Annotated in this window: 10 protein-coding genes; 4 read left to right on the top strand and 6 right to left on the bottom strand. The window is 39.6% G+C overall.

All coding sequences use genetic code 11. The features are described 5' to 3' along the window. Positions 1 to 81: 81 nt before the first annotated feature. On the top strand, positions 82 to 654 hold the full coding sequence (locus MMO42_RS04940) for an undecaprenyl-diphosphatase (RefSeq protein WP_241319533.1): 573 nt from the start codon (positions 82 to 84) through the stop codon (positions 652 to 654). 119 nt (positions 655 to 773) lie between these two features. Here the strand turns inward: MMO42_RS04940 and MMO42_RS04935 are convergent, their stop codons facing one another. Genes MMO42_RS04935 through tssH form a run of 6 tightly spaced genes read right to left on the bottom strand, consistent with a single transcriptional unit; the run spans position 774 to position 8,365 of the window. After that, positions 774 to 1,742 carry a M15 family metallopeptidase gene (locus MMO42_RS04935; RefSeq protein ID WP_241319532.1) on the bottom strand — a complete coding sequence of 323 codons (969 nt, stop codon included), beginning with the start codon at positions 1,740 to 1,742 and terminating at the stop codon, positions 774 to 776. A gap of 3 nt (positions 1,743 to 1,745) precedes the next feature. Beyond that, positions 1,746 to 2,366, bottom strand: a complete 621-nt coding sequence (locus MMO42_RS04930; RefSeq protein ID WP_241319531.1) for a hypothetical protein — start codon at positions 2,364 to 2,366, stop codon at positions 1,746 to 1,748. Positions 2,367 to 2,376: 10 nt separating this feature from the next. Further along, positions 2,377 to 3,183 carry a type IVB secretion system protein IcmH/DotU gene (icmH, locus tag MMO42_RS04925; protein WP_241319530.1) on the bottom strand — a complete coding sequence of 269 codons (807 nt, stop codon included), beginning with the start codon at positions 3,181 to 3,183 and terminating at the stop codon, positions 2,377 to 2,379. A 10-nt stretch (positions 3,184 to 3,193) separates the two neighbouring features. Beyond that, on the bottom strand, positions 3,194 to 4,558 hold the full coding sequence (gene tssK / locus MMO42_RS04920; protein WP_241319529.1) for a type VI secretion system baseplate subunit TssK: 1,365 nt from the start codon (positions 4,556 to 4,558) through the stop codon (positions 3,194 to 3,196). A 16-nt stretch (positions 4,559 to 4,574) separates the two neighbouring features. After that, positions 4,575 to 5,672 carry a type VI secretion system protein TssA gene (tssA, locus tag MMO42_RS04915; protein ID WP_241319594.1) on the bottom strand — a complete coding sequence of 366 codons (1,098 nt, stop codon included), beginning with the start codon at positions 5,670 to 5,672 and terminating at the stop codon, positions 4,575 to 4,577. 26 nt (positions 5,673 to 5,698) lie between these two features. Then, the gene (gene tssH / locus MMO42_RS04910) at positions 5,699 to 8,365 is read right to left on the bottom strand and encodes a type VI secretion system ATPase TssH (protein WP_241319528.1); all 2,667 of its coding nucleotides are present in this window, start codon (positions 8,363 to 8,365) and stop codon (positions 5,699 to 5,701) included. A gap of 373 nt (positions 8,366 to 8,738) precedes the next feature. Between tssH and MMO42_RS04905 the strand changes: the two genes are divergently transcribed. From MMO42_RS04905 to tssC, 3 genes are read left to right on the top strand one after another with little or no spacing between them, the layout of a single operon-like run. Next, positions 8,739 to 9,446, top strand: a complete 708-nt coding sequence (locus tag MMO42_RS04905; RefSeq protein ID WP_005292637.1) for a hypothetical protein — start codon at positions 8,739 to 8,741, stop codon at positions 9,444 to 9,446. A 19-nt stretch (positions 9,447 to 9,465) separates the two neighbouring features. Continuing rightward, positions 9,466 to 9,969, top strand: coding sequence for a type VI secretion system contractile sheath small subunit (tssB, locus tag MMO42_RS04900; protein WP_004805522.1), 504 nt, complete (start codon positions 9,466 to 9,468; stop codon positions 9,967 to 9,969). Further along, the gene (gene tssC / locus MMO42_RS04895) at positions 9,962 to 11,443 is read left to right on the top strand and encodes a type VI secretion system contractile sheath large subunit (RefSeq protein WP_005292639.1); all 1,482 of its coding nucleotides are present in this window, start codon (positions 9,962 to 9,964) and stop codon (positions 11,441 to 11,443) included. The genes tssB and tssC overlap by 8 nt, the downstream gene beginning before the upstream one ends. Positions 11,444 to 11,449: the final 6 nt, after the last annotated feature.

Genomic DNA, 11,449 nt, shown 5'->3' with positions numbered 1-11,449 from the left:
CGATAATTATAAAATTTAATTTTAATTTAAGGATGTTTTTATAATATTTTTTTATATAAAGTCATCATGGAACGATTGACAATGTCAATTGAAACGATAGATATCCTTCTATTTCATTGGATTAATTCGGCTGCAACTCAGAATCCTATTTTGGATAAAATTGCTTTATTTGCATCGCATAATTTAATCGCAGTATTATTTGTTTTCCTCATCTGTTCTCTATTTTTTAAGAATAAAAAATATAGAGGGCAATTTGTCAAAACTTTAATGACAGTGCTGGTTTCTTTATTAGTCACCCAATTGATTCATGCCGTCTATTATCATCCACGACCTTTTGATCTTGGCATTGGACATATCTTGACGGGGCATGGCTCGTCGTCCTCTTTTCCAAGTCAGCATACGCTGACCGTTGCAACGATTGCATTTTCATATCTCCTTTCAGGTTATCGAAAGATTGGGAGTGCAGCACTGCTACTCGGCTTCATTGTTGGCTGGTCAAGGGTTTATATTGGGGTTCATTTCCCGTTTGATGTGATCGGTTCATTTATGATTGCTTTTATTCTTGTATTGGGCATGAAAGAGATTTTCAAAATATTTATTTTAAGCGTGAAAAAGCCGATTTTGATTTCAGTGGTTGAAGAGGAAATTATTTAATCCATATTTTTAATTTTAGATTTGAGTGATCTTTATATCTAGCTCTTTAACAATGCGATCAAACCGATGCCTATAATTTGAATGCATCGGTTTGGTGTCTTTGGTGATGTACAGGAAATCTAAGATTCATCTGCTCTTGCCGTGAGTTGTCCTTCTGCAGTTAACTGTTCAGCCATTTCTTTGGTTTTTCTTAGGCCTGGCATGCGATATTCGGTATGACCATAGTCTTTGATTGATTTCCAGCGACCACCCCAAGTCAATCCAACAGACTCGGCAACTTGACCATACAGTTCATAACCTCGCATTGCCCAAGGATCGCGCTCAGTAATGACCACTTTACCATTACGCTTAAAGGCAACATCTGCTGCTAAACCAAACTGATGATAGCTTTGATAGCCTTTGGCACGGGTTGTATTTGGATTACCCGCTAACATATTCTGGCGATTTGGGCTACGATAGCCTTCAAGTAGAACCAGCTCATAACCATGTTGTTCTTTCATGATCTTGAACACCATGAGCAGACGTTGTTTATAGCGCGGGTTAATTTTGTCCCACTTACGATCGACCAAAGATGAATCTAAGCTGCCATGTGAATGGGTTATTGGAATCTCAATTTGAGAAGCATCAATGCTTGGGTCGGTAGGGTGTTGAGCCTGATAAGCTTGCTCTAAACGTGTTGCTTCTACAATTGCATCTTGAATCAGGGTCGCGTCAACTTCTGGTGGCGGGCTGAGCATTTCACCATTTAGTAAGCTATAAATCTGTGGATCGGTCTCTTTTAAATATTCAGCTTCAATTCGTGTGGAATTGATCGGGCGTGTAAACGCAAAAACCATAATACTGGCAAATAAAAAGAATCCAGCAATTAAAATCCACCATTGCTGCAAGTGCCAATGGGACTGTAATTTTTCTGGCGAAGCTGCCTGATGCATGTTCTCAGCGAACTGCATGGCGTTGACGATTTTCTTTTTGCCGCTAGGGAGCAGTGATTGCAATAATTGCTTGGACTTATGACGAAGCTCATAAGACATCAGCAACGTCAATCCAATCGCAACTGCAACGAAGCAGAAGAAGATAAACCAAATCATTTTTTATTTGAGGTCATTTACAGCAAAAGGCTTTTGGGTCACTTTAATTTGTACCGTTGCTTCGGGCGCCTCAACTTCAGCTTCTGGTGTTTTTGCTGGAGCAGCTTTGCTTGGTTGAGGGGCAGGTTTTACGGTGGTTTTATTTGTTACCGCAGGCACTGCTTCATTTTTCCCTGCTGGTAATTTTGCAGGAACGACCTTTTGTGGTGGCTTGGCATTTGGCTCATTGGCAAAAGGTGAAGCATGCTGTCCCGTTGGAGCAGGTGCAGCTGTTGGTGGTGTTCGTTGGAAGAATTTGTTTAAATCATTACTGCCAGGCTGAGCAATGTTATTTTCTTCTACCGGGTCTGTTGTTTCGTGTTGAACAGTTGCAACTTCATCCGTGTTTTGAGTTGTTGCTTTTGCATTCGGCAGCACAGTATTGGTTTCGGTTTCTTCATCTGTTTGCTCTTGCTGTGGCCTCGTTGTATCGGCAATGCTTGAGCTCTGAACAAAAACAAAGAAAATCAGTGAGGAGAAAATTACCCCTGAAATAAATCCAATAATTATATAAATTACAGGTGATAACGTTTTTTTCTTATTTGTCTGTAATATGCGTAAAGAAGTTGTTCTTTCCTGATTCATACGTCATCAACTAAGGCAAATGAATGGTGATATGTGCTTCTTCTGCTGGCGCAGAAATCACATTTTGATAAGGGTTTAAAGCAGCCTGATTTTGTTTTGACAGCATGAACTTTAAACCGGCAAAAGTGAGCGCTGCAAACATGAGCAAGAAGATAAGAATCCAGAAAAAAGGCAACTCATGGTGAATGATATGTTTAATCTGGTCTGGGATGGCTGCAAACGGAGAAAATGCTGCTTTTTTGCCTTTGAGATAATCTATCTCATCCCCAACACGAGCGACCAGATGGTTTAAGCTCTCAACCGATTCCAGTCGATATTTGCCTTGAAAACCAAGCAATAAACAGTAATGGAACACTTCAAGCGAAGCCAAACGCTCTTTGCCACGACTGCGTAGTTGTTCGAGTATTTCAAAAAAGCGATAACCCGCGAGTTGAGATCCGAATAGACTCAATTGTAGCGGACTGATCAACCAAGTATTTTGCAAATTAAAATAAGCAGGATCTTGTTGAGTCGCAATGGTTTCATCAATCAGTGCACAGAATGCATATTTTGAATCATGAATATCATCGGCAGAAAATTGTAATCGTTTGGCCTGTTGCTCAAAACGATTTAATAAATCCAGAATTTTTTCACGAAAGTCATTCGGATTGGCAGGAATATAACGATTACGTATTAAGAAAACCAGATAAAACCCATCATGTAATAGGTCAATCAAATTGGTCACTTGTGCTTTATTCTGTGGTTGATCAGCGCTAGGGAGACCTGAACCGATTTTTCCATCATCAAATAAAGAAGGGATGCCTGTAGGTTGAGTCATTGTTGTTCTCTTAGCTATTCATTACAGCAATCAGTTCAATACTAATATCTTGGAAGCCAGCAGGCACATAGATACAGATGGATTCTGACTCAAGCATACGTTGATAAAGCTCGTGATGTGGTTCAATCTCAAAATAGCTCACACCTGAACGCACTGGAATGGCTGTTGGCACTTGCATTAAATGATGAAGTGGAACAGCTGGAAGGGCTGCAATTACACGTTGTTCGACGTCAATAGTACTACCCACTTTAAAACGTAACGGAACGATCTGGATCAGTTCGTGAGTTTGCATCATGCTGCTTGAAACAGCTACGTAAAGACGCGTATCGCGAGTAATCTTGTCGGACTCGAGACTACCCACCCAATAAGAAGGTCGAATTTCTTTCAAGGCAATACTGAAATAGCGACTTGAAATAATGGTATCTAATAAATCTCTTAAAATCAGATCAAGCTGCTGAAAACTGTCTTGTAATTGGTGATGCTTATAGTGAGGTAAATGATCAACATCATACGCCGTAGAGAAGGTCAGTAATGATCCTGTTAAACGTAACAATTCTGAGAATAAACGTTCTGGGTGAATCAATGGATACTGCAGCAGGTGGTTCAAGCCCGCATAGGCCGTATTTAAAGCATTAATCAGCCAGAAGGAAACGATATCACCTGAACGGAACTCAATCAATTTCTGTTCATTTTCACGATTATTGCTTTGAATGGTTTTAATTTTTGCCTTAATCACGTTAAGCGTACGCTTTAAGTTATTAATTAAAGATTCCGAAGCTGCAATATGTAAGATGGGCGGAATAAATTTATTGTCCAGTTCAAAATGGCCTGAGCTTTGACGTTTAATTTTACCGACTGGGATATATAAAAAGCCATCTAGGTTTTGACTGGGTTGAATATGCTGTTCTAATAATTTGAATTCGGCACGACGACGTAACAGATTCAGCTCAGCAGGACTGGCATCGGTAAACAGATCATGCGTTTCTGTCAAATAATTATGATAACGGCTAGACACTGAACGTGTTTCATCGGCAATATTTTTCTTATTGGCCTGCAATATTGGCAGGGCCAAATAAACTGTCATTTCACCTTGTAGGTTTAAATCATCTAACAATAATGGCTCAGGTAACAGGTCTTGCGCAGGCGCATGATAAATCTCACCATCTTGCCAAATAATTTCGACTTCTTGCAAAGCCAAAATATGGGTAGAAAGCTGAACTTCATCAAATTTTAATTTCTGTACGCCGTAAGCATGAGGGATCATCGCTTGAATGGTGTGATTTAAGCGTTGTTCATGGTAGGTATCTTGAATCTGGAAATGCTGAGGACGTAAAAATAAGCCTTCACCCCAAAGAATCTTTTCTGCTTTAAACATATTTATTTACCAACAATTATTCATATTCATTCTTTGGCTGAACACCAAGAGTGTCCTGTAGCATTTGTAAAGGATGTTCTTCCTTAATGACCTGAGTCAACCATTCATGTAGCGGCATTTGACTCCATTTAATGGTTTTTTGCAGCATATAGCTGACAGGACTATGTGGTTCATTTTTCTGAAAATAAGTGGCAATTTCTTGCAGTACACGCATTGCGTGTTCGCGATTTTCAACATGTGATTGAACTTGTGGCTGAAAAGACAGCTGGTTTTGAGGTGCAGAAGATTGTGTCGTCACGGGTTGTACCATCGGCGTTGTCGATGTTTCGACTTCTGTAATGACTGCTTGAGTTGTTTGCTCAAACAAATCGGTCTTATAAATCTTTTTCAGCGTGATATGAATGGTGTCTAAACCTGAATCGATCGCGGCAAAACTTGGTGAATCCAAGCCGAGTAGGCCATCTAGAACCTGCTTGAGTGTCGCCCATTGTTGCAAGATTTCATTAAAGCTTTGATAATTTTGACGTTGAAAAGATTTATCGGTATTCGCTAAAGCCTGTTCAAACTGCTCTAATTCTGTTGGACTGTTTGATCCTTCATAATCATCACTCTGTTTACGACGAACGTTCTCATGATAGAGGAAGTTGTCATAGTCAAGTAAATGATAAAAAGGAGCTTGGTTCATCAATGAGACTTTTTTGATGAGCAGCGGCAGTTGATTGATCAGACCTTGTAATAAACCAATACGTTGGTCTAGATCATCATCTTCGACCTCAGGGTGTAGCGTGAGCCAATATTGTTCTAATATGCGATGGCTTAACTCAAGACTTTTGGCAACACCTTCAAATCCATAAAGATTTGCCCAAGCTTCTGACAGCCAAGTGAGCAAGCGGATATCTTTACTTTTTGATTGAAGTAGATCAATCGATGTGGCTGCGACAAAATCCCAGTCGGCCTGTTTAGGTTCAGTGACCCAATCGCCTTGATCAAGCAGTACATCATCTTGGGTTTTTGCTTTTTTAATGGCATGAAACTCATTTGAAAATGAGTAATCTTCACCGCAAGGTGACTGCTCATTGATCGGCGTTAATAAAGATAAAATATCCATATGCATCACAAATTTGGCTCTATCTTAAAAATTTAAACTTCAGCTTTGGCTTTTTTAGTTGAACGTTTTTTAGTTGCCTTTTCAACTGGATCTAATTGATAGGTGATTTCATCATCTTTGGTATCAATCACAATCAGTTTCGGTAATTTATGCTCAGCTAACGCAACTAAAATTTCAGTTGCCAAAGCAGGCAAGACGGTAGAGTTGAGAATGTTGTCTACATTCCGCGCACCACTATCCACTTCAGTACAACGGCTTAATAACAATTCGATTAAATCATCTGAATATTGAACCTTGGTTGCATATTGCTTTTCAATACGAGCCACGATTTTCCCAAGCTTATGCTTGATGATACGAACCAGCAGTTCATCATGCAGTGGGAAATAAGGCACGATACGCATACGACCAATAAATGCAGGTTTAAATTGTTTATATAAGCTTGGTTTTAGATGTTCGATTAAATCTTCTGCGTGTGGCCAATCTTCTACAGGTTGATTTAAACACGCCTGCATAATTGCACTTGAACCTGTATTTGAGGTCAATAGGATGGTGGTGTTTTTGAAGTCAATCACACGACCTTCACCATCTTCGAGCATGCCTTTATCAAACACTTGATAGAATAATTCTTGCACATCGCTATGCGCTTTTTCGATTTCATCTAACAGCACGACACTATAAGGGTTACGACGAACTGCCTCTGTCAGAACACCACCTTGACCATACCCAACATAGCCTGGAGGAGCACCTTTTAATGAAGAAACGGTATGTGCTTCCTGATATTCAGACATATTGATGGTAATTAGATGTTGTTCACCGCCGTAAAGTTCATTGGCTAAGGCAAGGGCAGTTTCTGTTTTACCCACACCACTTGGACCAATCAGAATGAATACGCCTTGTGGTTTATTCGGATCTTCTAATTTGGCTTTGGAGGTTTTAATGCCTTGGACTAATTGGGCAAGTGCATAATCTTGGCCCATGACACGCTCGCCCAGTTTATCTTCAAGCGTTAGAATTTGTTTGATTTCATCATTGACCATATTTCCAACAGGAATACCAGTCCAGTCTGAAATAATTTCATTGACGATTTGCGCATTAACACGTTCAAACACCAAAGGCGTTTGACCCTGTAATTGTGCTAACTCTGCTCTTAGCGAGGCAATCTGTGCTTTATTATCCGTTTCAGTTTGCGTATTCAACTGCTGAATTTGTTTAACTAAGCCAAGCTCTTGCTGCCATTTAGTTTCAGTTTCCTGAATTTCTGTTTCTAGGCTTGAGAGCTGTTGATTAAGATCATCTAGGCGCTGGTGGTGAACAGGGAACTGTTGATGCTCATGCGTGAGGATCTGATGTTCTAATTTCAGATTATGTTGTTGTGCTTTCAGTTGATCTAAAATAACGGGTTGCGCATTTTGAGTCAGCGCAACACGGGCAGAAGCGGTATCCAATACACTCACGGCCTTATCTGGAAGTTGGCGACCGCTAATGTAACGATGCGAGGCTTGAACGGCAGTAATAATTGCTTGGTCATCGATATGCAAATTGAAATGACTTTGCATCACAGGAATCATGGCACGTAACATATCAATTGCCACTTCTTCAGTCGGTTCTTCGATCTTAACCACCTGAAAACGACGGCTGAGTGCTGCATCTTTTTCAAAGTATTGTTTATACTCGGCCCAAGTGGTCGCAGCAATGGTTCTTAATTCACCACGTGCCAATGCAGGTTTGAGTAAGTTAGCGGCATCATTTTGCCCAGCTTGACCACCCGCACCAATCAAGGTATGTGCTTCATCAATAAACAGGATAATAGGATGAGCCGATGCTTGGACTTCTTGAATGACTTGTTTTAAACGGTTTTCAAACTCACCTTTAACACTTGCACCTGCTTGTAACAAGCCCATATCCAATACATGTAACTGCACATTTTTGAGTGCTTCTGGAACTAGACCTTGAGCGATCTTTAATGCAAGGCCTTCAACCACTGCTGTCTTACCCACACCAGGCTCGCCCGTCAAAATAGGATTGTTCTGACGACGGCGCATCAAAATATCCAACATCAGACGAATTTCAAACTCGCGACCAATCACTGGATCAATACCACCATTCTTGGCTTTTTCAGTCAGGTTAATGGTGTATTGGTCAAGGGCAGGTGTTTTAGCGGCAGTAATCGTTGATTGAATCTCGGTGGGTTCTACTGTTGAAGCAGTTGTATTTTCTGCCTGTGGTTGTTCACTGCTTTTCCCACAAATATCGAGAAACTTATGTTTCATGGTATCGATTGGGAAAAGCTCAAATAAACTTGATGCTCTAAATGCAATTTGTTGTAAATCGGGCGCAGTTAACAAAGCAATCAATAAATGACTACTGCGAATTAAAGGCGTTTGTTCCGCTGAGGCAAGCAACCAGGCCTGTTCAAATAATCGAACAATTGATTTTGCAAAGATCGGAGTACGGGTATTTCCCTTAGGTAAAGAAGCGATTGTTTCTTTTAAATCAGTAATTAACGCATCTGGAGAGATATTATTTTTTTTTAATAAAATATGTAAATCATTGACTGTATTTTGATTTAATAATTCAACGAATAGATGTTCAATTTCAATCTCATAATTCAATTGGTTAATACAGAAATTTGCAGATTTTTCTAATGCAGTACGAGTAGGAGGTGATAGTTTTGTGATTAAAACCTTTAAGTTACTCATTTATTACTCACAATAATTTTTAAATACCAAGTCCTATTCGCGAAGTTCTAACTTGATATGGTTGTTTTTGCTAGAAATATTTTTTGAATAAAATCAAAAACTTAATATAACTCTACACGAGTATACAGATTATTCTACAACAAAAAGTGTCACTTTTAAACAAAAATTGCACGGGATTAAAGTTTTTTTTTACAAGAATGTCTGTCATGAAAATTTAATAATGTTAATAAACGTAACTAGTATTGACTTTATATGTGTTTTTTTTGTTAAATTCGCGGAAATGATGTAAATGTACAAAAATTGACGAGTAAGAGGGTTTTTTAACAATAATTGTCAGCTCTTCAATTATAAGTTAAATAATACGAGGCATATTTTGAAAAAAGGTATTGTAATTTCAATTCTTTGTATAACAGCGAGTTTAATAGGTAATTCAGTTTATGCTGATGATAAAGAAATAAAACCAATTAAATTAAAAAGTAAATGCATAAAACAATATCCGTTGGCTGCAAACCAAACGGATCATGCTTTATTGGATCTTTATCAACAAGCTTGTGATAAAGATAATGCTTCACGTCTAAATGATTTATTGGCCCAAGCCGCAATGCGTATGTATGAATTAAAGCAACCGATGAATGCTTTAAAACTGGCAACGCAATTACAAGAGCAAAACGTACGAGGCGCAACTTTAACGGATGTTACTTTTTTAGCCAGTGTTGAAGTGGCCAATGAAGCATTACAGCACATGCGTTCAAGTGAAATGCGTTATTTGAGCAATGAACTCACGTATCCACCAGCAAAACAGCTGAGTGACAGTATCCGTGCTGCTGTACCTGCCCCAGATACTTCAACCAGTAAGGCAATCACTGACGAGTCAGTGAAGAAAGAAGTTCGAAATACTTCGACCAATAACACAACGCGACGTACAACAAACAGAAAAGTACGTACAACGCAACCGACACGTAGTACTGTAAATCAGACAACTGCACCCGCTAAACGTCAAACGGCGGTAGCACCGACAGTTACTAAACAACCAAATACTGTTCAAAAGACAGGTTCGAATCCATTCGATTCGTTGAAATAATAATCAAGGGTGAAAAGTTATGGCAAAGAGAGAAAGCGTACAGAAAAAACTGCAACGCATACGTCCGCCTCGTGTACAGCTGACATACGATGTCGAAGTTGGTGATGGTAAAGAGTCAAAAGAACTCCCTTTTGTTGTTGGTGTAATGGGTGATTTCTCAGCTGCATCTGAGTTGGAAAAAACCAAATTAAAAGACAAAAAGTTCATCAATGTCGATTTAGATAATATTGATGAAGTGATGGAATCTTTGGCACCGCGTGCAGCTTTCCAAGTTGAAAATACCTTGACGGAAGAAGGCGGACGCATGTCTGTTGATTTAACGTTTAACTCAATGGAAGATTTCCGTCCTGAACAAGTGGTTCAGCAAGTTGATCCATTACGTAAACTGGTTGCAGCGCGTGAGCGTTTGACTGATTTACGTAATAAAATTTCAAACAGCGAACGTTTAGAAGATTTGCTGGATGAGGTGTTAAAAAATACCGATCAAGTTCGTCAATTGAGTGCGGAGGCTGAAAATGAGTAATTTACAAGCAGCCGCAGCAGCAAGTGTAGAAGCCGAATCAGCAAATTTGCTGGATTCAATTGTTGAGCAAAGCCGCATTGCACGTAATGACGATGAACATGTTCGTGCAAAAAGTTTGATTGGTGAGCTAGCAAAAGAAGTTATGGCAGGAACGATTACAGTTTCTGAAAATATGACTTTGTCGATTGATAAACGTATTGCTGAAATTGATGCGCTCATTTCAAATCAATTGAGTGAAATTATACATCACGAACAATTTCAAAAAATCGAATCAACTTGGCGTGGACTTTACTATTTCTGCCAAGAAACACCATCTAACTCAATGATCAAAATTCGTATGTTAAATACGACTAAAAAAGAGTTGGTGAAAGACTTCCAAGGCGCAACTGATTTTGATCAAAGCACCTTGTTTAAAAAGATTTATGAAGAAGAATACGGTTCATTTGGTGGTGCACCATATGCAGCTTTGATTGGTGATTTCGAGTTTGATCGTACACCATCAGATATGTATTTATTGGAGCAAATCTCTCATGTTGCTGCTGCAGCGCATGCGCCATTTGTTTCAGCAGCAAGCCCAAGCATTTTAGGCCTAGAGTCGTTTACGGATATTGACCGTCCACGTGATGTTTCAAAAATCTTTGAAACAGCAGAATACGTACAATGGCGCTCTTTCCGTGACAGCGAAGACTCTCGCTATGTTGCATTGACCATGCCACACGTTTTAGGTCGTTTACCGTATCACCCGAAAGAAGGGACTGCGACTGAAGGTTTCAACTTCATCGAAGATGTCTCGGGTGAAAACCACGATGATTATTTGTGGATGAATGCGGCATATGCATTTGGTACCCGTTTAACCAACGCATTTGATATGCATGGTTGGTGTGCTGCGATTCGTGGTGTAGAGGGTGGTGGTTTAGTTGAAGGCTTGCCAGTACATACATTTAAAACTTCGGATGGTGAAGTTGTATTTAAGTGCCCAACTGAAATTGCAATTACAGACCGTCGCGAAAAAGAACTCAGTGATCTTGGTTTTATCCCATTAGTTCACTGTAAAAATACCGATTATGCTGCTTTCTTTGGTGCTCAATCTGCACAAAAACCGAAGAAGTATGACAGTGATACGGCGAATGCGAACTCAGCACTTTCAAGTCAAATCCAATACATCATGGCGGTATCGCGCATTGCTCATTACTTGAAAGCAATGATGCGTGACAAAGTGGGTAGTTTTGCATCTGCAGGCAATGTTGAAGCATTTTTAAATGAATGGCTTTCTCAATATGTCTTGCTAGATGATGGTGCATCTCAAGAAGCAAAAGCACAATATCCGCTTCGTGAGGCATCTGTAAAAGTTGTAGAAGATCCAGCTCAACCGGGTCACTACAAGTCTGTGGTTTTCTTAAGACCGCATTTCCAGCTGGACGAGTTATCTGTTTCTTTACGACTCGTGACTGAACTACCTCAGTCCTCAAATTAATAATGA

The sequence above is a fragment of the Acinetobacter sp. ANC 3882 genome (genome assembly GCF_022549545.1).
Classification (GTDB): Bacteria; Pseudomonadota; Gammaproteobacteria; order Pseudomonadales; family Moraxellaceae; genus Acinetobacter.
Note: the sequence above shows the minus strand (reverse complement) of the source record. Positions and strands in the feature narration are given on the sequence as shown.